The sequence below is a fragment of the Pseudomonas sp. Irchel 3F6 genome (genome assembly GCF_900187595.1).
Taxonomy (GTDB): Bacteria; Pseudomonadota; Gammaproteobacteria; order Pseudomonadales; family Pseudomonadaceae; genus Aquipseudomonas; species Aquipseudomonas siliginis.
In genome coordinates, this window is the sequence record NZ_FYDP01000001.1 from 429,099 (window position 1) to 449,945 (window position 20,847).

Genomic DNA, 20,847 nt, shown 5'->3' on the forward strand with positions numbered 1-20,847 from the left:
CATAGTTGTGAGGAGTGGGTGGAGCGGAAATTTCGTTTATTGCAGGCCGGCTGGACGGACGGCAGAGGGCGGAAAGTTCCGGAAACAGGACGGTTGGCTTGACCCTGTTCCACGACCAATGTGGGAGCGAGCCTGCTCGCGAATGCGGTACGTCAGTCACCGATTTGGCGGCTGATCCAGCGCTTTCGCGAGCAGGCTCGCTCCCACAATGGTTCGTTGGCAATCAAGCGATCTTCAACGCCCTCAGCACCACCAGCGTCTGCTCGGCGAATACCTGCGCCTGTGCGGTCAGGGCCGCAATGTTGGCTTCGGCAGTGAGCAGCGGCTGGCCGTTCTCTACCAGCACTTCACCTTGTTCGCTGATCACACTCCACGCCAGTTGCGCCCACTCGGCTGGCTGCTGTTTGCCTTGCTTGATCGAAATCAGGAACAACTGCTGGAAGCGGCTGACCGTCACGCCACCGCCAGTGACCGGGCTGGCCAGGGTCTGGATGTTGGCGCCGTACAGCGAGCGTTTGCACAGTTGCAGATTGAGCGCGGCGCAGCGACCGCTGACCTGCGACTCGGCGGCCTCGCTCTGGCACGGAGCGACAGCGCCCATACCGATCAGCACGGCCAGGGCTTGTTCGAGGTCGTCGTAAGCCAGCGCAGCCTCGGACAGCAATTGGCGCATCGATTTGGCCGCATAGTTCTGTGCCGCCAGTGCATCGAGCACCGGGCCGTAAATCTCCGGTTGCAGCGTCGCTTCGCCGGCGGGACCACTGACCGAGCCCGCCACGGTTTCCCAGGGTTGCAGCAGCACGAAACGGCTGTGCAGCATCCTCGCGCGGCGTTCGGCAGCGGACAGGCGCGTCGCGCCACGCACGTACAGGTCGCGGCGGAAGTGCTGGTTGACGAAGTAGTCCCGCGCTTGCTCGCGCATGATCGGATGTTCGATGGTTTCCAGAAAGTCCATGCCTTCAGCGCTCAGGTTGAGCGGGGCGACCGAATCCAGCGGCACTGCCGTGGTGGCGTAGTCGAGCTTGGCCGGGGCCAGCGCGTCGACCATGTCGGCGAAGTACATGCAATTCCAGTCACGGTTGAAATACTCGTGGGCGACGTAGTGACGATCCTGACCCTTGATGCTCTGCAGCCGCGCGCCGAGACTCGGCGCCGCCGCGGCGTATTTCGGGTTGGCCGCGAGCAGTGCTTCGGAAAATTGCAGTGCGGCGTCGATGCGCTGATCGGAGCGCGACGAGGCATTGGCGAAACGATCGTGCAGGCTGAACAGATTGCGCAGCGGCGCTGACGGCGACCAGCCGGGGAAGCAGTTGTAGCTGACGTAGAGCATGCCGCCCGGTTTCAGGTGACGGCGGGCGAATTCGACGATCAATTTCTGATTGTCGCGACTGACCCAGGTCCAGATGCCATGCAGGCTGATGCTGTCGAACTGCGGCAGATCATTGCGCGCCAGCAACTGCTCGAAGCTGTCGTCATACAGGCGGGCGCCATTGTTGGCGGCAGTCGCGAGTTCGATGGCATGGGCCGCCATACCCGGGTGAAAGTCCGTGCCGACAAACGAACCCGGGTTGGCGGTGGCGTGGATGTTGATCGACACGCCCTGACCGAAGCCCAGTTCGCAGTGCACGCCTTCGTTGCTTTCCAGCGTGGCGAACCCGCGCAACAACAGGCAGTAACGCAGGAACACCGGATTGATCTCCCGGCTATAGCTGTAGGTGTAGCCTTCGTCGGTGAAATAACCTTCGTTCCAGGCGTTGCTCATGGGTACAGCCTCTTGTTCTTGAAAGTGATGGCAGTCTTATAAGGGGTTGTCGCTGCGCGCGACAAATTGAAAAAACGGATACTTCCCCAAACCCTGTGGGAGCGAGCCTGCTCGCGAAAGCTTTTTTTCAGTTTGAATATAATCGGCTGACACGCCGCTTTCATGAGCAGGCTCGCTGCCACAGGGATCTTCAACACATCCAAGCAGGATTGATACCGATCACGCACTCCACGGCCCATTCGCGCAGGCATTTTGTAGCCAGCCGAAACTGTCATATTCCCTCCCACTCGTCTGCCCATAGTGACCAGCCCAACGCTGATTTCATGAGGCTGCACTGTGTTCCAACGTCTTCTGTGTTCGCTGTCCGTTCTGAGCCTGTCCATCGCCGCTGCCCACGCGGCCGAGCCTGTCAGCCTCGACACGCCGCGCTTGAGCGGTATCGACAACTTTCGCGACATCGCCGGCATCACCACCGCGTACTCCACCGCCCACGACGGCGTTATGCGCAGCGGCGTGTTCTACCGTTCCAACGCACTGACGCCGTCGACGGCGGATCTGGCGACACTCAATGGGCTTGGCATCAAAGCCATTTACGACTTGCGCACGCCGAGCGAAATTGCCGCCACGCCCGACACGATGATCACGGGCGCGGCCTACCGCAATATCGACATCATTGGCAGCACCACCTCGGGTGCGGACATCACCAATATCTCGTTCCACAGCGCCGCCGAGGCCGTGGCGATGATGGAGGAAACCAACCGCGCCTTCGTCAGCGATGCCGGCATGCGCGGGCAGTTCGGCCAGTTGTTCAATGAGCTGGCCAGTGTCGACGCCGCGCAGTTGTTTCACTGCACCGCCGGCAAGGACCGCACCGGCTGGACCGCCGCCGTGTTGCAGAGCATCGCTGGCGTTGATGAGGCGACGATCATGGCCAACTACCTGGCGACTAACGACTACACCGCCGCCCGAGTTGCCGCGACCTTGAAAGCCTTGCCGCCGAGCATGGCCGCTGTCTACGAGCCGCTGCTCGGCGTGCAGGCCAGTTATTTGCAGGCCGGTCTCGACCAGGTCGCCGCCGAGTACGGCAGCATGGACAACTACCTCAAGCAGGGCCTCGGTCTGTCCCAGGAAACCATTTACGTACTGCGCGGCAAACTGGTCGAGTACAACAGCTTGCCGGGTCAGGCCGGGCTGATCGGCAATGCCGCCGCTGGTGCCGAGTTGCTGCGCCAGCTGCAGAACTCCGAGCTGTCCGGCACCTACAGCGCCTACAACTACTACCTGCAATCGGCGATCGACGCCGGCAGTCTGGGCGGTGTCGAATCGCAAGTCGGCGGTCAGGTCCACGCTGATGCGGCCAGCTACCTGCTGCGGCAGAACGCGATGATCGAACAAGCCGCCGCACCGTTCGCCAGCGGCAGCGATCTGAAGATCGGCCAATACCGCCTCTGGACCACCGCGCTTGCCGGCTACCTCGGCACGGACGGCTCGGCCCACGCCGACAGCAGCAACGAACACAGCCAGGGCCTGATGCTCGGCATCACCCAGCGCTTCAGCGAACAACTCAGCGCACGCGGCGGCTTTGGCTACAGCAAGGGCAGCGTGGGCGGCGCGGGTGGCGAGGCCGATACGGACTTCACCTTCCTCAACCTCGGTGCGCGTTACGGCCTCACCAGCCTTGAGCGCGGCATGTTTGTCGATGCCAATGCCAGCGCCGGTTACGTCGACTACGACAGCAAACGCGAGCTCGGCGGTGGTCTCGGCACTGCCAAGGGCGACACTCACGGCAATCTCACTGGCGCGACCGTGGCGTTGGGTTATCGCCTGCCGCTGAGCAGCGTGATTGTCGAACCGAACCTGGGCTTTCGCGTCAGTCATCTCGACTTGCAAGGTTTCAAAGAGAAGGGCAGTGAACTGGCGCTCGACGTCGACGGCATCAAGCAAACCCGCCGCAGCGCGGTGGCTAATCTCGACGTGTCATTCGCGCCGGTGGCAATGGGTGCGTGGCAGTTGGTCCCGGGCGTTCGCGTGGGCTATGAACGTGCGCTCGGCGATCAGCAAGTCGACAGCGAAGGCCACCTGCTGGGGCTGGATATCGAGCAGCGCGCGGCGTTCGACAATCGCGACCAGTTCAGCGGCGGCGTTAATCTGATGGCCAACCTCGGCGCCCTGAGTGTAGGCGCTGAGGTCGGCGCCAACGGTGGCGGTGACAGCCATGGTTTCAATGGCGGTCTAAAGGCCAGTTACGCCTTTTGAACACAGCGAGCCCGGCAAATTGCCGGGCTCTTGCGCTCAAGCATGCTGCGCACGCGAAGGTTGCTGTGTGCGTGCCGGTGGCGCGGTGGGTTCGGGCAGGGAGGCGACATGCACGGTGCGCGCCGGGAAGGCGAACGTCGCGTCCAGCTCGGCCACCGCTTCCATGATTGCCAGATTGATGCGCTGCTGCACGTCCATGTAGACGTTGTAGCTGGCGTCCAGAACGATATACACCGTCTCGAATTCCAGCGCGCTTTCACCAAAACTGCGGAAATGGCAGCGGTCGAAGCGCGCCTGTTTTTCGTTCTTGATGATGCTTTCAACGCGTTGAGTGATCTGGCGGATCTGTTCGCTGGTGCACTCGTAAGTCAGACGAAACTCGAACACCACTCGACGTTCCTGCAAGCGCTTGTAGTTCTGAATGGTGCTGCCGATCATGTCGGCGTTGGCCATGACAATCTGCTCACCGCCAAGACTGCGGATGCGCGTGGTCTTCAGGCCGACGTGCTCGACCGTACCGGCCAGCGTGCCGACAACGATGAAATCACCCACCTCAAACGGCTTGTCGACGGCAATCGACAGCGAGGCGAACACGTCGCCGAGAATGTTCTGCACCGCCAGCGCCACCGCGATACCGCCGACACCCAGGCTGGCGACGAACGCAGTGATGTTCACGCCCAGATTCGACAGCATCGCCAGCAGAATCACCGCCCACAGCAACACCTTGACGCCCCACAGGCTCAGGGTCGCCAGGGCGCTCGCCTGAAAAGAGCCGGTCGCGTTATGCCGCGAAAAATAGCGATGCAGCCCCAGCGCCAGCGCGCGGTTGGTCCACAGGCCGACCTGCAACGCCGCCACCACGAACCATAAACTGCTGACCCGCCCGAGCCAGCGCTCCGGCAAGTCCAGCAAACCGATACCGACCAGAATCGATGCCAACAGCAGCAACGTGGTGCTGGTCGCCGCCAGCACTTCGCTGGCCATGTACGTCAGATGCCCATTGCCGGCAGTGGCCCGCGCCTGCACCTTGCGGAAAACGAAGCGGATCGCCGTGGTGGTCAGCAGATAACTGAGCGTTGCGGCGAGCAACGCCAAGACCCAGTTCGCCAGTGAAATTCCCAGAAGTGTGTGCGTCGTAAAAAAGCCGATGAAATCCTCAGTCATTGAAACCCCCTTGCGAAGCCTGCACCGACGCGCGCAGAAACGCACCGTCGGTCGCAGCCAGGTAAACGCCGCTTGAATCGGCGGTGCCGTCAAACGACCTGTCTGGGTTAGTCGCCCTGAGATTCCTGCTGTTCAATCAAATGCAGGTTTCGCCGGACCGAATGGTCAACGCCTGGCCTTCAGCTCCGCTGGGCTTACGCCGTAAGCGCTTTGAAAATACTGACAAAAGCGCCCGACATTACTGAAGCCAAAGCTCAACGCCACCTCCGTCACAGAGCCTGCATGCCCGCGCACCAACGCCTCATAGGCGCGCTGCAAACGCACCTGCCGCTGATACGCGACGATCGACATCCCGACAAAACGCCGAAAACCTTCCTGCAAGGCGCGCTGGCTGACATGGCTCAACCGCGCCAGATCCACGCCACTGACCAACTGCTGCGGATGCGCCTGAATAAACTCCATCGCCACCTTCACATGTCGCGGCGCCACACACGGCGCCGGCCGCCGTAATGCCTCGGTGAAATTGTGCGGCCACGCCTCCAGCACCGCATCGATCAACATCTCGCGCAACCGTGACGGCATCAGCGTGCCGCTGTTGATCAAGGCATCGAACTCAGTGCCCGTGGCCAGATCGATCAACGCCTTGAGGCCCTGAAATGCCGGGGCATTCAGATCCACGCTTGGCTCAAACACGATCTTCTGCACGACCGGTTTCTCCAGCAGCGCCGACAACCGCTCGGTGAGCTGCAGACGATTGATCGAAATGCCGTGATGCGCGTGATCGTCAACAAAACGCATCGAACGGATATCCGCCTTGTCGATCGCCAGACCGACATGCGCCATGCCGATGGACTCGGTGGCGTGGTTGAAGACGATCTTGCCGGCGGTGGGGATGACGAAAGTGATTTCGTTCTGCGGATCGGGGAGGGTGACGCTGAAATCGCCGTGGTAATGCATACGCCGAAAACTTACCCCGTCGTGCCGCCCGTAGACACCGCCGATGATGATGCTGGAAGGTGGCGGCGGAGTATCGGCGTAGCGGTTGCCGAAGAGCCTGGAGAACGGGGCGCCGAAGTCGGAAGAGGTGAGGTTGTCGGAGCGCAGGATAATTTTTTGCCGGGTTGAGGATGCAGTTGCGATGGGCGGCATTTTGGAATGCGGGCTCTTGGGGCGACGGGAGGGATGGGAAGATTAGTGAATTGGCGTGACTGTCTGGTGACAAGGCTTTGGAGCATCGTTTGCTTTCGACTTCAGCGGTCACTTCTGATGAATCGCCAATTCGGCGCCAGCACTACATGGTTAAGTTGAATGGTGTGAGTTCGCAAATTGAATGGCGGCGACGCTACCGAACTAAATCGAATTGTGTACGATTGCTTTACAGTTTGGGGATGGATAGGTGGGAGTGCTATTGGCTTTATAGTAATCGAATATATTGTCGATCCGTTCCGTGTCTAATATAAGTCCGGTACTTCTATAGCGCTTCAATAAGCGAAAAGGTGATAGTTATGAAAAAGCTCCTTTTTTGTGCGATTGCCATGCTATTTATGATTGGCTGCGCTTCGTCCGGTAATCAAGCTGCGCTCGACGCCCATGCGGACGCGCCGGCGACCGCAAAGCAGCTAACGGGCAGCGAAATAAAAACTACGGTCATAGGCCGAAAATATTCCAGCGTAACGTCCACTGGTTATCCTTTCTCGCAAGTATTAAGCGCTGACGGAACTGCACAAATTCAAATCTCCAGCGAGTCCATGCAGTCAGGAAGTTGGGTGATTACGGGGGATGTGATCTGCGTTGCCTATCAAAAATACGGTAAGGAATGCAGCAAAGTGTTAACAGATGGGGGCTCGATTTGGTTCGTTGACAGTACGACGAATAAAACCAACAACAAGTTTATCGCCAACTAGAGCGGACATCATTTTGAGAGCGGGTAGCGGCTGCTTCACGCCTGGTTCATATCAGGTATTGAAAGAACGACGCCACTGACTGGGCGTAACCTTTTCCACCTGCCGAAAGGCCCGATAGTAAGAGTTGACGTCGTCATAACCCAGAAGATACGCCACCTCTTTGAGCTCCAGGCTCGTATCAGCCAGCAGCTGCAACCCAACTTGACGCCTCGCCTCGTTGAGCAGTGCGTTGAAGGTCGTGCCCTCGGACGCCAAACGGCGCTGCAAGGTTCGCTCGCTCTGCAACAGTTCTCTGGCGAGGTGTTGCAAACTTGGCCGTCCGTTCGCCAGCGTGCGCTTCAATATTTCAATGACCTGTTCACAGAAGCCAATCGGCGCCTCGATTGCGCGTAATGCGGCATCGAGGCCGGGGCTCATCATGTGCAGCACCTGCGCATTGTGTTGCAGAAACGGCCGGTCAAGATCAGAGGCGCTCACGATCATCTCGTCATGGCTGGCGCCGCAGTTGATGGGACAGGCGAAATAATCCGAATGAGTTTCCAGCGGTGACTTTGGCCGCCGCAAGCTCAATGACATAGGCGTGATGTGTTTTCCGGTGCCTCGTCGACCGAGCTCCAGTACCAAGGCAAAACACGCCTCCACTGAAAGATAGGGCGCAGGCCCCGTGCCGGATGGCCACTGAATCTTGAATGACACCGTGTTCTGGCGCTCGACCATGGATAATTTGTCGGGACTGCACAGGCGCTGCAAGCGCGCCAACCGCGCAAGTCCGTCGCGATAATCAGCAGCATATAACGCCGTGATGAACGCCATTTTGTGCTTCGCACTGGGCGTGTCGCGAACCATTTTTATCGCAAAAGCCGGATCCGCCGAAAGCGCCTCAATGGCGTTCCAGACAGCGAACAACTGCTGTGTGCTGACAAAGGTCGATTCGTTCAAATGAAGGTCAGGGGGCAGTTGAGCATGTTGCTCAATCAACGAGGGATCCAGTCCCAGCTGCGCTATTGATTCCCAGAACACCCTGGGCAATTTACACCGCTCGGTGCTGGTGTGAAGGTGCGGCATTTCCAGACTCCGAACTGCAGGATAGCGGTGATGCGTGATGCAATGCGCCGCAAATGGCGCGTTCTGCAAGTATTCTGGCGGAAGGCGCCCACAGGCTCATACCGCTTCGCTTTTACCATTGTCGTCAACACACCGAGCCAAAGGGAGCTCACGATGACAATGACTTTCTATACCAACCCCAATTCTCGCGGGCGCATGGTGCGCTGGATGCTCGAAGAAATCGGCTGCGCGTATGAGACGGTGATCATGGATTACCAGTCGAGCAGTCAGGCTGACCGTTGGGGCGGTGCTGCGCTGGCAGTGCCAACGATGGCCGATGCTGATGATCGGCGTGTCGGCTTTTTTCGCGACGTGAACCCGATGGGAAAGATCCCGGCCCTGGTGCATAACGGGCAAACCATAACAGAAACTGCCGCCATCTGTGCGTACCTGGCGGAGGCATTTCCCGAAGCCGGGCTGGTCCCGATGGCAGCGGAGCGCGCCGCTTATTACCGGTGGATGTTTTTCGCTGCGGGGCCGCTGGAGCAGGCGGTCACCAACTACCGCGCCAGTTTCAACCCGACGCCGGATCAGGAGTTTTTCTTTGGCTACGGAAGCTATGAGCGCACGGTCGATCAGCTTGAGCGCGCGGTATTGGCGCATCCGTTTATCGCCGGGGAACGCTTCACCGCTGCAGACGTTTATGTTGGCTCCCACATTGGCTGGGGGTTAGGCTTGCAAACCTTGCCGCCCAGGCCTGCGTTTCTCGCCTATGCCCAGAAGTTGACTAGCCGCGAGGCCTACAAACGTGCGGTGGCGAAGGATGAAGCGCTGTTGGGGGCCAGATGACTGATGTGCCTGCCATGATTTTTCGCAAAACTCAGGGAATTTGATAATGCCGCTCAACCGACTCGACTTCACCACACGCTTGCTGATCGATGCGGGCATTGGTGAAGGGATGCGAATCCTGGACGTAGGTTGCGGTTCGGGTGATGTTTCGTTTTTGCTGTGTGATCTCGTGGGAAGAGGCGGGGAGATCATCGGCGTTGATCACGATGCCGCTGCCATTGCCATTGCCATTGCCGTTGCACGCCAGCGCACCGCAGGACATGCGCCGACCTTTCTTGAGGGAGACCTCTTGGAATTGCCAGACTCTATCGGCAGTTTTGACGCCATCGTCGGCAGGCGCGTTCTGATGTATCAACCGGATGCGGTGGCGACGATCCGAGCGCTGTCGAGATGTCTGCGTCCCGGCGGGATCATGATCTTCCAGGAACACGATACGACGATGGCGCCCGCCAGCGTCGAGCCTTTCCCTTTGCATGAAAAAGCGCAACGTTGGTTACAGCAAATGCTTGCTCGCGAAGGAGCGGATTTGCACATCGGGTTCAACCTGCACGGCATTTTCACTCAGGCAGGCTTGACCGTTGAAAGCGTGCGCGCTGAGTGCCTGATGCAAACGCCTGATGCGCCGTACAGCCTTGGCGCCATCGTTCGAGCGTGCTTCCCGCGAATCATTGCGTTAGGGGTGGCGAGTGCAGAAGAGGTAGAAATTGAAACGTTGCAGGCACGTCTGGATCAAGAGCGTTCAGCCTCTTCGGGCATCTACGTCGGCGATGTGATGTTTGGGAGTTGGGCTCGGAAAAGTTGACGTTTTGAGAGACGGATACAAAGGGGAAGCATCATTTATGGACAATAAACTGATATCTAAAGTCGCGGTCATTACGGGCGCGGCTCAAGGGATCGGCGCCGCGATTGCACGCCTAAGTTCACTCAGCGATCAGCAGCATGAGCCCGATCTTGATTTCTAGTTGACAAGAACCTTGCGGGTTGAGAACTTGAGACCACTCACCAATCGAAATGGATTTCTGTGTCGAAAAATAACCTCAAGTCAAGAGGCAGCTAGATCACATTTCGCTTAGGGCATCCGCAGTGACGTATAACCCAGCACAGCATAAAATTTAAAGCATAAAAATTTTCTTGGAGCATTCAATGACATTCAAAGTTATCGGAAAAACGATCGATCTGAAAAGTGGCTCTCACGTAATATACTGCCAGGCATCACCAGAGCGCTATTTAGACATTGTCGGAGAGCGATTTGGAGAGTTCTCTATACAGCGCAAAAGAGAAACTCACAAAGCTTATAAACGACTGAAGAACGATATAATTGAAGGTTCTTTGCTCCCATCGATAACACTGTCCGTTAAGCATCATCTCGTGGATGAAATCACCAAAAGTTTCGATGATGATGCTGTGCTGGAAAGACTGCTATCTGGGCATGACGTGGTAGACATTCTCGATGGACTTCAAAGAACATTTATTCTTTCCGACATTAAATCAGAGGGAATACAATTCAAAGAAAATCAAGAGCTTCTTTTGGAGTTTTGGCTTGAGCCTGAAATCAGTAAGTTAATCTATCGAATGATAGTGCTTAATTCCGGACAAAAGGCAATGTCCATGAGGCACCAAGTTGAGCTACTGTTTCTTTCGCTCCGAGAAACTATTGTCAACAAAGTTGAAGGGATCGAAATTATCAGAGAGAAAGACGCAAAAAGGAGAACTCAACCAAACAAGTATTCTCTAAACAATATCGCCTCGTCGTATCACGCTTTCATTACAGCGCAACACGAGACCGACAAGGAAAACCTCGTAGCACAGCGTTTAATTGATGAAGATGCTTTCGATTCCACCGAGCAGGAACTTACAGAGCAATTCGAAGACTATATAAAATATCTACGGATATTTTATGAACTGGATCAACTTTGCTGGCAGCACTATACTAATCTAGATTTCGATGGGCTTTTTGCAGAAAGAGACGATGACAATCTCCAGCTTCAACGAGATGCTCTGGAAGATGCCGCCCCGTGGCTGGGCACAGAAAACGTAATGCTAGCTTTTTTCGGGGCCATATCTCAATACATTAACCTTGGCAAAAAGAACAGGGTTGACAATGCGCTCGCTTCATTAATTGAAGACGCTAAGAATGCGGACGTGACCGACCCGCTGGGCATCGTAAGCTTTAATACAGTGAAGTCAGGTTTGAATGCAAGGAAAACTAACGTTGGTTTTGCCACAAGGAAACTCATAGCAACGGGATTTAAAGAGTTTTTTCGCGAAGACGGCGAAGTAAAGCTGCATAGATGCTGGCCATCTGCGGCGGAGTGATCAATGAACATCATGGCAGTTTCGAAACATATTCAGTCGATTATTCGGCTGTTTGAAGATGCTGGAAGTGACTTTCGTCCTGAATAGAATGCTGAAGAACATTTTATTATTAACGATTTTATTGCCTTGCCAGTATTTGAGCTAGAATGCTCAATTAACTCGGAGGAGGACATTGATATAAATGATGAGCACGGAAACCTGTTGGGAGTTCTTTGCCCAATGGGAGCTCCAGGCGATATTTATTCAGTAAACGAGTTGAGCACTCATAAGCTCAATGCATTTATTCACGATATCGACGATGACCAATTTGGGCTAAGTCCGTCACATACATTTAAAAGTCATTACCTACTTGTTCATAAAGACTTCATTGCCCAATACACTACAGATTTCTTAGAGTCCGCTCCAATCTGGGGTGGGTTCACTCACAAAAAACGATCCCCCAAATACAAAAAAACCATTACAGAAATAATAATCTCAAGAAAGATGTTCACACCTACAATACGTCACAATGCCGACCTTGAAAGAGCGATTTCAGCGGCGAATGGCTTTGATCGATTCCTGAAGTACTATCATCAGCTTGAGCTTTTATTTGATGTTATTTTTGTGTCAAAAATCAGAAGCTTACCGAAACACTCCATTGAAGGATTTAGTTCTGTTGTAAAGGATTATCAAAGAAAAGAACTTGAGTCGCTAAAAGGAATTTTTAAAGATTATGTTACCGATTCACAAGCACTACTATCTATCATGGCAACCTGTACGCCATATATCCAAATCATGGAATCTGTATTCCAAGATTACTCAAAAGACGGAAACCCTGTAACTTCTGACCAGGCCAAATGGGCTAGCCTCCTCACTTTCCTTCAAGGCAATGACCATACTTTCGCCAGAGCAAAGCAGCTAACGTTGATCTCGCAGAGCACAAGCAGTTCACTCGACCATTTTATATTGAATTTAACAGCGTACTGGGTTTACCGTATACGCTGCTCGATTGCTCATAACAAAATTGGAGAGTTTATCTTTAGCGACTCACATGAAGAATTTATCGTTGAGTTTGGCGAAAGGCTAATAAAGGAGGTCATTATGCAAATCTTTTCGAACACCGACCTTGAAGGAATTTTAGCTAGTTAGGATGAAACTCTTTCAAGTCCGAAACCTTCATAAAAAGGGATGTATGAGGGCGCCCCTTCAGGGTTAAGCTCTACGGCCCTGCAAATAAGAGCCACCCTAATAGGCTTGTCGCGCTACGGGCCTATCAGGCCTATATAAAACTTTGAAGCAGTAACTTACATTACCGCAGTACATCTGAAATCAATTTATTCTAGAAAAAACTATACTATGCTTTTCTCTTTTTTGAATTAAACAAACCAAATATGGTCTTGTTGGTGTCGACAAATCTTGCTTTCCATTGCTGAATGCTGTCATCGTTTGATTAGTGAGCGTAAAGGTTTTTAGATGATTATGAGGGTAATGGAGATGCGTTAAGTATTCGTTTATTGAGTCCATCAGTCTTACGTGCTCAGCGCCTGAGTCTCGGGTCAATAAAGCCCCCAAAAGCCAAGCTCGCTATTAACGCAAGCAAGAGATTGAACATAGAGTTTCAGTTTGCTGTTCTTATGAGCTGCTTTTTCTAGATTAAACTTTTCTTACAAGTCACTAGGCGCCAACATACCCGGGCAAGATTGAAATGTAGATTTGCTATTTGAATCGTTGTTGATTGTATCTATACGAGCGTTGCAATATATAATTTCTTTGTGGGGTATGCGTCCTTTCTAAACTTTTGCTTGTGCCACCCTATGTATGTACGACAGTAAGAATTGGAGCTACTAACGTAGCGATTCCAGAAAGGGCCTCAGCCCAGCCTGAAGGATTTAACAAACCCTTTGTTATTAGTCCGACAATTAATTCGGTCGCGAACGTGCGTTATCAGGATAGGTAGGATAAAACGGGGATTCGAGATGGCGGCCATGCTTCAGTTCTAAGAGTCAGATCCATTCTGGATCAGTGAGTGATAGTTTGGAAGGCCCTATAGTTTTTTTTCAGGGCAGATGCGAGCCGTCCCCTAATTTTCTAGACGCCTTCGACTGGCTACATTTGGCCGAAAGCAGCCATCGGTGAAGGGCAGGTTTCGGCCGAGAGCGCCTTATCTACTTGCCAAGCACTGGCTGTTGCAGGCGGATTGTTGCGTGTGGCGCTTAAACAGACGCTGCCGAGCGATATTGCAGACCCCATGCGCGAGCAGCTTGAGAAAGAAGAGAAAACACTTTCGCCGCAGCAACTGGCTGAGATATCGGCTCTGGAGAACCTCTATTCAAGCCCGCCGGGTCTCATGGGACTCAAAGGTGATCTGACAAGCGAACAGTAAGCTGCAGGGGTGGGCCTAGTATCGCGTTTTTCATTTATCATGCACGCCGCCCGGTCCGGCGGTTTCAGCCAGACGGCTGCATTGCGAATTTCAAATGGAAGGATTCCCGCGTCATGTCCAATACGTTGTTCCGCACACTGGCTTTGTCCAGCCTGTTCGTGCTCGCCAGCTGCACCACCGCAACGCCAACCGCACCGACACCTGTCACCTCCAAAGCCATTGAAGCTTTTATCGACATTTGTCTGAAAACCGCCCCGTCGTTCGCCGGCTCGGCTGAAGCGGCCAAGAGGAACGGCATTACCGAGCTTGTGGGCATGGGCTTCACGCGCATCGGCTTCACCGCAGACAAAAATCTTTCCGTGCAACTCTCCGAAAAGGAATGCGTCGTCGCTACTGCCAGTCAGTCGGATGACAGCCTGACCCGACAATTGCTGAGTGCCGCGCAGATTTACTCGCAAACGCCGGTCGCTGATCGTGTGCCGTCGAAGGTGCGTATTCAGGACAACAACTTCATTCTTCAGCATGACCGCAAGGGCGGTGAGACTTATGTGTTGTTGAGGAACAAGTAAGCGGCATGCTTGGTCGATGCCTGAAGAAGCCCGCTTTGCGGGCTTTTCGTATGGGAGATTTGCTGAGTTGGACAGCCCCGCGCGACGGCGATTCAATTCCTGAGTACACATTTCGTTTTAATCGTAAGCAAACTGATTAATCAACCCCAAGCGAGGAACACGCGTATCGGGCCGCAACAAAGCGCCAGGAGCAATCACGGCGTTTGCGCCAATCTTGCAGCCGTCACCCACCAGAGCTCCGAATTTGCTGACGCCTGTTTCGATCACCTGATCTTCGTGGCGGATCTTGATATCGGCTCCGTCCAGTTCGTTACGGTAGTTGGCGATGATCGCGCCGGCTTCAATATTTACCGCTTCGCCAATCAATGAATCGCCGACGAAGTTGAAGTGGGCAAGCTTGCTGCCATCGAGCATGAAGGTACTTTTCAGCTCACAGCTGGGGCCAACGATGCAGTTTTTGCCGAGGAATACACCTCCCCGTAGATAAGCGCCCGCTGCTACGAAACAGCCCGCGCCGATGATGATTGCGCCTTTGAGAACGGCGCCTCGCTCAACGATGGCGGTTTCATGGATCGCACAATAGTCGTGGCGCCGGTATCCCGGGCCGAGCGTTTCAAGCAATTCCAGAATCCGGCTCTCGCAATCCTGAACCACCGCCCAAGGGGCAGCGGAGTCCACGCCCAGTAATGGCCATTGAGCGATGTAATCTTCGATTTTTGGCGATTTCATAAGAATTTTCCGAACAAGTGAGAGTGGGGCGTGGGTGGACTGTCGACAACTTGAACGACTCGCTATGCCTGCCAGTCGTACCTGTACAAGCATTTTCAAGGTACGGCGCAATGGATAAGACAATCACCGTGGATCAACTGACAACCACTGATCTTGGATCAATCAACGAGATATGGCTCGGCGGGACCCATACCCAGTTATGCCTATGGCGTGCTGAACAAGTCTTCACCCACGAAATGCTCAGCGAGGGAACCCATGATCAGAATGTCCGACGCCTGTGCTTGCAGTTGGTTGACCCTGACGATCGAGATGCAGTGGCCCGTGTTGAGGCGGTAGCGCGCGAACGACTGGAAGAAATGGGCAAGCAGGGCGAGTTTTACCCGGCCGAGGAGGCGGACACTCGTCAATAGCCGCTCCGCAGCTGATGAAAAGCGCTGCTGCTAAAGCAGCGCCTCAAGCGTGCTCTTCAACCCTGCGCACATCCCCCAAGGAATCACGCTGCATCGACTGCAAGTTCTTTTCAATGGTTTCGCACAGCGCTTCCATCTGAATCTGGTGTTCGCTGTGGCGAAACGGGCTTTGCAGATCGGTGCCGATGCGCTCGATGGCCAGCAGCATGAACCCGACCACAGTCGACGCCAGCGGCGTGAACCAGCCGAGGGATTCCACCAGACCTATCGGGACGATCAGGCAGAACAGCGAAATGAACAGCCGTGGGAAATACACATAAGGGTAGGGCAGCGGGGTGTTGGCGATCCGCTCCATGCCGCCTTGGCTGTTGGACAGATCCACCAGCGTCGACTCAAGCCGCGCCAGGCGAATACTGTCCAGATGCCCGGCCTTGTATTCGCGAGCGAGCAGAGTCGCCGAGCCGGTGAGGATATCGTTGGCAAAGTTATTGGTTGTGCCACTGCGGGCGAATTCTTCGGCGGGAATAAATGCCCGCACCTCGTCGGGACATGGCTGGCCTTGCAGGTGCGCGGCGAGGCAATTTACGTAAGCGACGTGGCGGCGCAACAGCGTGGATTTGACCGGATTCACCTCGCCACCAGCGTCGTCCAGCAGCGTCAGCACCTGCCTGGCAAAGCTGCGGGAATTGTTGATCATCGACCCCCACAGCGTCCGCGCCTCCCACCAGCGGTTGTAAGCGCTGCTGTTGCGAAAACTGATCAACACGATCAACGCCGAACCGAGCAAGGTCAGCGGCATCAACGGCAGGTTCAGCTTGGCGTTGAGAAATAGCATGAAGTCGACGGTGACGGCGATGTCCCAGAGCAGCAACCAGAACAAAGACCAGCCCACGTAACCCAGGGTCTTGATGATCAGACGGTATTTTTTGACGATGGCAGCTTTCAAACGGAAACCTCGTGGCGAGCAGTTTGCTTAAACGCTTAAGCTCGGACGATGCCAGGCACCCGCAGTTCCCTGGTGGGGCGGTCAGCCGTCAGTCAGTCTGCAAAGTCTGGCCCTGTGCAGGGCGAATGCTTTCGAGAAAAATCCTCGTCTCTCGATTCGACCGCGCTACGCTGGGTTTTGCCGCGCTCCCGCCACACTGGCTCGGCGGTCCGCCCGCTCGCCGAGCCGCCACCCCAGCAGCCCCCACAGCAGTGCACACAACGCGCCGACCAGCGCCGCCACGCCTGCACCTTGGCTGAGGGCGTCCAGCGCGCTTTTCGCCCAGGCACTGATGGCATCGCCGGCGCGGTAGACCACGGTGTCGATGAAGTTCTTCGCCTTGTACTTGCTTTCGGCATCGAGCGGGGCAAACAGCATCTCTCGGCCTGGGCGCACGAAGGCGTATTCACCGATGCGACGCACGATCATCAGCGCGGCGATCAGGCCAAAGCTGGGCGCGAAGATCAGCCCGATAAACCCCGCGCACATGACCAGCGGCACCATGGCCAACAGCACGCCGACACCTAGTTTTTGCGCGAGGCGCCCTGTGATGAACAGCTGACAGAGCAGGGCGCCCGCCTGCACGACAAAGTCGATGATGCCGAACACGCGCACCTGCGCCTCGCGGTCCGGGAAGTGTTCGGCGACGACGCGTGCCTGCTCGAAGTAAAGGAAGGTGGAGACTGTCGCCAGCAGCACCACAAAACCGCAGATGCCGAGCAGATAGGGTGATTTCAGAACGGCCGTCATACCGCTGAACGGATTGCCGGGCAACGGCCTGCGAGGGCTTTCGCTCGGCGCGGCATCGGGGCGTCCTGCGCCACCCCGTTCACGCCAGCGCATCAGCTGGCGCTTGAACCACATCGCAGCGGCCAGCAGAACAGCGGCCAGCAGCATCAGGCCGGACTCACCCAGTGGACCGATCAGCAGGGCGCTCAGCGCAGGGCCACTCAGGCCGCCGACGCTGGCGCCCGCCGCGATGAACGCGAACAGACGTTTGGCCTGGGCACTGTCGAATACATCGGCCATCAGGCTCCAGGCGACCGATACGACAAACAGGTTGTAGACCGATATCCACACGTAAAACACGCGCGCCAGCCAAGGGCTTTCCTCGCCCAGGAACAAGACGGCGAACAACAGCAGGTTGGCGCAGAAAAATCCGTACACCCAGTCCACGAAATGCAGGCGCGGCACGCCTGCGCTGAGCCAGGCGAACAGCGGAACGGCCGCCAGCATGACCAGGAAGGTCGCGGTGAACAGCCACTGCAAGTTCTCGACGCCGGCAGTGATGCCCATCGATTCGCGGATCGGACGGAGCATGAAATAGCCGGCGAACAGGCAAACGAACAGCAGAAAACCGTTGAGCGCAGGGCGCAGCTCGTGAGCCTCGGCATTGATGATGGCGCCGGCGCGGTGGGCGAGAAGAGACATATCCATGTTGCGCTCCTGTGGGAGTGGCGGGGCAATGGCACGGGTCCTGCCCGTGCCGGGCGGTCAGCGGTAGGTGACGCCGGTCAGTCGCTCGGAGAGTTGCCACAGTGTGGCCGAATTCGAGCGATCGGCAGCGGCCGGCGGGGAGGAGGGCTGTTGCAGGATCGTCCTGATTTCTTGCTTGATCATCCGATACCAGATGCCCAACCGCCGAATCCCCACGTTATGGAGTTGTGTTTGAATTCCCTTTCCAAGCTTATCGATATCGTTGGTCGTCACGCCCGGAATGACGGCATCCACAGCACCGCGATTCCGGGTGTCAGCCTGATTCGTTCGGCTACGCCCACGATGCCTATGCCGGTGGTGTACGAGCCGACACTCTGCCTTGTCGCCCAGGGACGTAAACAAGCGATGCTGGGTACTACCGTCTATGTTTACGATCCGGCCAAGTACCTGATTGCATCGGTAGACCTTCCGGTGATGGGCTCGGTCATCGAGGCGAGTGAGGCTGTTCCCTATCTGTGCCTGGCGCTGGATCTCGATACCGCTGTGTTGAGTGAACTTGCGCTGCGCCATCCGCTTAGAGAAGAGAGCGTCAGTGCACCGCCGGCAGGCATTACGCTCAACGATACGACTCCAGAACTGCTGGATGCAGCGGTTCGGTTAGCCGGGCTGCTCGACAGGCCACGGGATATCGAAGCGCTCGCTCCGCTGGTGATTCGCGAAATGCTTTATCGCCTTCTCACCGAAAACGGCAACAGCATCATCAGGCAGATGGCACAAGCAGACAGCCGCTTGAACCAGATCGCCAAGGCTATTGCCTGGCTGCGCAGCCACTACAACGAAGCGTGTCGGATAGATGAACTCGTCGAAGTCGCCGGCATGAGCCGTTCTTCGTTTCATGCGCATTTCAAGGCGATCACCTCGATGAGCCCGCTGGAGTTTCGTAACCAGTTGCGGCTACAGGAAGCACGCCGGCTGATGGTCACCGAAGCGGTCGATGCCGCAGAGGCGGGATATACGGTCGGTTATGAAAGCCCCTCGCAGTTCAGTCGGGACTACGCCCGTCTGTTCGGCATGCCACCAGCGAAAGACGCCTGGCGGTTGCGCACGGACATTTGCGGGATTTGAATCCAGCATTTTTCTTCGCGCAGAAAAAAACGAGGCCGCATTTGCGGCCTCGTTTTCCATGTGTTCCGGACTACTGTTTGACGCTCAGGTAATCGCCGGTCGTGGCTGGATGACGACTCTTCGCCGTGAGAATGGTGGACGTCCTGAGCGATCTCCCAGGCTGGCTGCCCCGAGGTGACTGGCAACGAATAGGTATGCCCGGCCCAGGCCATGAACATGGCGAGAGCAAGCGCGATTACTGCCGTCGTTGTCAGTGCTTTGCTGTACATGGTGTTAAAGGTTTCAACTCGTCGACAGGGCGCTCAAGCGATTTGCCTAATCCCCCCTGGGGGGATACGATGCCAGCGTAATTCATCGAGCCCTGAGACTCAACTCATGAGTGAACACGAACACGACCACAGCCATCCCCACACCCACCAAAGTCATGAGGCGATCATCAAACGCCTCAAACGGGCGGACGGGCATTTGCGCGGCATCATCACCATGATCGAAGAAGGGCGTCAGTGCGTGGATATCGCCCAGCAGCTTCATGCGGTCGAGAAAGCGATCTGCCAGGCTAAACGCACGCTCATCCAGGATCACATCGACCACTGCCTCGAAGATACCGTTTCGGCGCTAGGCAATGGCGAGCGCGCACCGCTGGAAGCCTTCAAACAAATCACCAAGTACCTTTAGGTCTGACATGCCCGATTTCGCTGAACTGTTGCAGCAAGGCGGGGCTCACGCCTGGCTGTATTTCCCGAGCGCGATTCTGCTCGGCGCCTTGCATGGCCTGGAGCCAGGCCATTCGAAAACCATTATGGCGGCCTTCATCGTGGCCATCCGTGGCTCGGTCAAACAGGCTGTTTTGTTGGGGTTGGCCGCAACGCTTTCGCACACCGCCGTGGTGTGGCTGGTCGCCATCGGCGGCATGTACCTGGGCAAAGGCCTGGATGCTCAAACCACTGAGCCGTATTTCCAGCTTGCTTCCTCTGCACTGATCATCGCGATTGCCCTGTGGATGCTGTGGCGTACCTGGCGCGGTGAGCAGATGTTCAAGTTCGAGCAAAGCGATGATCACCATCACGGCGAACACGACCATGGTCATCATGATGAAACGCACCGAATAGATACCGGCCATGGCCGTGTTGAACTGTCGATCTTCGAGGAAGGCATGCCACCGCACTGGCGCCTGAAGACCTTGAGCGGACACGCCTGGGCAGCCTCGGATGTTCGCCTGACCACGACGCGTCCGGACGGCAGCAGCCAATCGTTCGCGTTCGTCGAGCGCGAAGGCTTTCTGCAGTCGACGGTGGATATTCCGGAACCGCACGAGTTCAGCGCTCGCTTGAGCCTTGGACATGCCGGGCATTCGCATGATTACGACCTGACGTTCCAGGAGCATGATCACGGGCATGCGCATTCCGAACTCGAAGGCCTGGAGCTGTCGATTGATGGCTATCAGGATGCGCACGAACGTGCTCATGCCAACGACATCCGTAAGCGCTTCACCAACCGCGAAGTGACCACGGGTCAGATCGTCATGTTCGGGCTGACTGGCGGCCTGATTCCTTGTCCGGCTGCCATCACTGTCCTGTTACTGTGCCTGCAAGTCAAAGAGGTCGCGCTCGGCGGCATGCTCGTCCTGTGTTTCAGTATCGGCCTGGCGCTGACTTTGGTCACTGTCGGTGCCGCTGCGGCCATTGGTGCCAGACAGGCTTCCAATCGCTGGCCGTGGCTGGGAACCGTAGCGCGCCGCGCTCCTTACCTGTCCAGCGTGCTGATCATTGGCGTTGGCCTGTATGTCGGCTTTCATGGCTGGATTGGCCTGAGCGCATAAGGCCGTTTGCGCACAGCGGTGGCACTGATGCAAAGGGTTGCCATCGCAACCATAAAACCAACGACAACGACTACCACTGCCACTGACGAGCAAAAAGCCCAGCGCAAGGCTTGGCT

Annotated in this window: 19 protein-coding genes; 12 read left to right on the top strand and 7 right to left on the bottom strand. The window is 56.1% G+C overall.

Going from position 1 to position 20,847, the window contains the following annotated elements; all coding sequences use genetic code 11:
• Positions 1 to 223 precede the first annotated feature (223 nt).
• Entirely contained in the window at positions 224 to 1,762 is a 1,539-nt protein-coding gene (locus CKW30_RS01950) for a class I SAM-dependent methyltransferase (protein ID WP_095179669.1), read from the bottom strand.
• Positions 1,763 to 2,098: 336 nt separating this feature from the next.
• On the opposite strand from CKW30_RS01950, the gene CKW30_RS01960 reads away from it, so the two are divergent.
• Entirely contained in the window at positions 2,099 to 4,018 is a 1,920-nt protein-coding gene (locus CKW30_RS01960) for a tyrosine-protein phosphatase (protein ID WP_095179671.1), read from the top strand.
• A 36-nt stretch (positions 4,019 to 4,054) separates the two neighbouring features.
• Here the strand turns inward: CKW30_RS01960 and CKW30_RS01965 are convergent, their stop codons facing one another.
• Both CKW30_RS01965 and CKW30_RS01970 read right to left on the bottom strand, forming a co-directional pair.
• Complete coding sequence (locus tag CKW30_RS01965) at positions 4,055 to 5,182, bottom strand: mechanosensitive ion channel family protein (protein ID WP_041480489.1); 1,128 nt, start codon at positions 5,180 to 5,182, stop codon at positions 4,055 to 4,057.
• Between the two features lie 165 nt (positions 5,183 to 5,347).
• Positions 5,348 to 6,331, bottom strand: a complete 984-nt coding sequence (locus tag CKW30_RS01970; protein ID WP_095179672.1) for an AraC family transcriptional regulator — start codon at positions 6,329 to 6,331, stop codon at positions 5,348 to 5,350.
• Positions 6,332 to 6,687: 356 nt separating this feature from the next.
• Here CKW30_RS01970 and CKW30_RS01975 point away from each other — a divergent pair, with 356 nt between their 5' ends.
• Complete coding sequence (locus tag CKW30_RS01975; protein WP_095179673.1) at positions 6,688 to 7,086, top strand: hypothetical protein; 399 nt, start codon at positions 6,688 to 6,690, stop codon at positions 7,084 to 7,086.
• A 51-nt stretch (positions 7,087 to 7,137) separates the two neighbouring features.
• Here CKW30_RS01975 and CKW30_RS01980 read toward each other — a convergent pair whose 3' ends face one another.
• Complete coding sequence (locus CKW30_RS01980; RefSeq protein WP_095179674.1) at positions 7,138 to 8,151, bottom strand: AraC family transcriptional regulator; 1,014 nt, start codon at positions 8,149 to 8,151, stop codon at positions 7,138 to 7,140.
• A gap of 30 nt (positions 8,152 to 8,181) precedes the next feature.
• On the opposite strand from CKW30_RS01980, the gene CKW30_RS01985 reads away from it, so the two are divergent.
• The 6 genes from CKW30_RS01985 (at position 8,182) to CKW30_RS02010 (ending at position 14,226) form a co-directional block, all read left to right on the top strand.
• A complete protein-coding gene (locus tag CKW30_RS01985) occupies positions 8,182 to 8,979 on the top strand; it encodes a glutathione S-transferase family protein (RefSeq protein ID WP_218192293.1) in 798 nt (265 codons plus the stop codon).
• A gap of 46 nt (positions 8,980 to 9,025) precedes the next feature.
• Entirely contained in the window at positions 9,026 to 9,781 is a 756-nt protein-coding gene (locus CKW30_RS01990; protein WP_056784976.1) for a bifunctional 2-polyprenyl-6-hydroxyphenol methylase/3-demethylubiquinol 3-O-methyltransferase UbiG, read from the top strand.
• A gap of 341 nt (positions 9,782 to 10,122) precedes the next feature.
• On the top strand, positions 10,123 to 11,295 hold the full coding sequence (locus CKW30_RS01995; protein ID WP_056784979.1) for a hypothetical protein: 1,173 nt from the start codon (positions 10,123 to 10,125) through the stop codon (positions 11,293 to 11,295).
• Positions 11,296 to 11,421: 126 nt separating this feature from the next.
• Positions 11,422 to 12,423 (top strand): hypothetical protein, encoded by a 1,002-nt coding sequence (locus tag CKW30_RS02000; RefSeq protein WP_143497842.1) that lies wholly within the window; start codon positions 11,422 to 11,424, stop codon positions 12,421 to 12,423.
• A gap of 1,057 nt (positions 12,424 to 13,480) precedes the next feature.
• Complete coding sequence (locus CKW30_RS02005; RefSeq protein ID WP_177434184.1) at positions 13,481 to 13,657, top strand: hypothetical protein; 177 nt, start codon at positions 13,481 to 13,483, stop codon at positions 13,655 to 13,657.
• Between the two features lie 113 nt (positions 13,658 to 13,770).
• A complete protein-coding gene (locus CKW30_RS02010; protein WP_056784984.1) occupies positions 13,771 to 14,226 on the top strand; it encodes a hypothetical protein in 456 nt (151 codons plus the stop codon).
• A gap of 117 nt (positions 14,227 to 14,343) precedes the next feature.
• On the opposite strand, the gene CKW30_RS02015 is transcribed toward CKW30_RS02010, so the two are convergent.
• Positions 14,344 to 14,955 carry a transferase gene (locus CKW30_RS02015; RefSeq protein ID WP_056784986.1) on the bottom strand — a complete coding sequence of 204 codons (612 nt, stop codon included), beginning with the start codon at positions 14,953 to 14,955 and terminating at the stop codon, positions 14,344 to 14,346.
• A gap of 110 nt (positions 14,956 to 15,065) precedes the next feature.
• On the opposite strand from CKW30_RS02015, the gene CKW30_RS02020 reads away from it, so the two are divergent.
• On the top strand, positions 15,066 to 15,365 hold the full coding sequence (locus CKW30_RS02020; protein ID WP_056784988.1) for a hypothetical protein: 300 nt from the start codon (positions 15,066 to 15,068) through the stop codon (positions 15,363 to 15,365).
• 43 nt (positions 15,366 to 15,408) lie between these two features.
• Here the strand turns inward: CKW30_RS02020 and CKW30_RS02025 are convergent, their stop codons facing one another.
• Together CKW30_RS02025 and CKW30_RS02030 are read right to left on the bottom strand one after the other, a co-directional pair.
• Positions 15,409 to 16,311 (bottom strand): bestrophin family protein, encoded by a 903-nt coding sequence (locus CKW30_RS02025; protein WP_056784990.1) that lies wholly within the window; start codon positions 16,309 to 16,311, stop codon positions 15,409 to 15,411.
• A gap of 165 nt (positions 16,312 to 16,476) precedes the next feature.
• On the bottom strand, positions 16,477 to 17,787 hold the full coding sequence (locus CKW30_RS02030; RefSeq protein WP_095179676.1) for an NTP/NDP exchange transporter: 1,311 nt from the start codon (positions 17,785 to 17,787) through the stop codon (positions 16,477 to 16,479).
• A 150-nt stretch (positions 17,788 to 17,937) separates the two neighbouring features.
• Between CKW30_RS02030 and CKW30_RS02035 the strand changes: the two genes are divergently transcribed.
• The 3 genes from CKW30_RS02035 to CKW30_RS02045 all read left to right on the top strand — a co-directional run bounded on the left by CKW30_RS02035 (position 17,938) and on the right by CKW30_RS02045 (position 20,731).
• Positions 17,938 to 18,912 carry an AraC family transcriptional regulator gene (locus CKW30_RS02035; RefSeq protein ID WP_256584127.1) on the top strand — a complete coding sequence of 325 codons (975 nt, stop codon included), beginning with the start codon at positions 17,938 to 17,940 and terminating at the stop codon, positions 18,910 to 18,912.
• A gap of 375 nt (positions 18,913 to 19,287) precedes the next feature.
• A complete protein-coding gene (locus CKW30_RS02040; RefSeq protein WP_016774379.1) occupies positions 19,288 to 19,587 on the top strand; it encodes a metal-sensing transcriptional repressor in 300 nt (99 codons plus the stop codon).
• A 7-nt stretch (positions 19,588 to 19,594) separates the two neighbouring features.
• Positions 19,595 to 20,731, top strand: a complete 1,137-nt coding sequence (locus tag CKW30_RS02045; protein WP_095179678.1) for a nickel/cobalt efflux protein RcnA — start codon at positions 19,595 to 19,597, stop codon at positions 20,729 to 20,731.
• The last annotated feature ends 116 nt before the right edge of the window (positions 20,732 to 20,847 follow it).

Coding starts and splice junctions, on each gene's coding strand:
- CKW30_RS01950 (WP_095179669.1), bottom strand. CDS start 1,762: ATGAGCAACGCCTGGAACGAAGGTTATTTCACCGACGAAGGCTACACC.
- CKW30_RS01965 (WP_041480489.1), bottom strand. CDS start 5,182: ATGACTGAGGATTTCATCGGCTTTTTTACGACGCACACACTTCTGGGA.
- CKW30_RS01970 (WP_095179672.1), bottom strand. CDS start 6,331: ATGCCGCCCATCGCAACTGCATCCTCAACCCGGCAAAAAATTATCCTG.
- CKW30_RS01975 (WP_095179673.1), top strand. CDS start 6,688: ATGAAAAAGCTCCTTTTTTGTGCGATTGCCATGCTATTTATGATTGGC.
- CKW30_RS01980 (WP_095179674.1), bottom strand. CDS start 8,151: ATGCCGCACCTTCACACCAGCACCGAGCGGTGTAAATTGCCCAGGGTG.
- CKW30_RS01985 (WP_218192293.1), top strand. CDS start 8,182: ATGCGTGATGCAATGCGCCGCAAATGGCGCGTTCTGCAAGTATTCTGG.
- CKW30_RS01990 (WP_056784976.1), top strand. CDS start 9,026: ATGCCGCTCAACCGACTCGACTTCACCACACGCTTGCTGATCGATGCG.
- CKW30_RS01995 (WP_056784979.1), top strand. CDS start 10,123: ATGACATTCAAAGTTATCGGAAAAACGATCGATCTGAAAAGTGGCTCT.
- CKW30_RS02010 (WP_056784984.1), top strand. CDS start 13,771: ATGTCCAATACGTTGTTCCGCACACTGGCTTTGTCCAGCCTGTTCGTG.
- CKW30_RS02015 (WP_056784986.1), bottom strand. CDS start 14,955: ATGAAATCGCCAAAAATCGAAGATTACATCGCTCAATGGCCATTACTG.
- CKW30_RS02020 (WP_056784988.1), top strand. CDS start 15,066: ATGGATAAGACAATCACCGTGGATCAACTGACAACCACTGATCTTGGA.
- CKW30_RS02030 (WP_095179676.1), bottom strand. CDS start 17,787: ATGGATATGTCTCTTCTCGCCCACCGCGCCGGCGCCATCATCAATGCC.
- CKW30_RS02040 (WP_016774379.1), top strand. CDS start 19,288: ATGAGTGAACACGAACACGACCACAGCCATCCCCACACCCACCAAAGT.
- CKW30_RS02045 (WP_095179678.1), top strand. CDS start 19,595: ATGCCCGATTTCGCTGAACTGTTGCAGCAAGGCGGGGCTCACGCCTGG.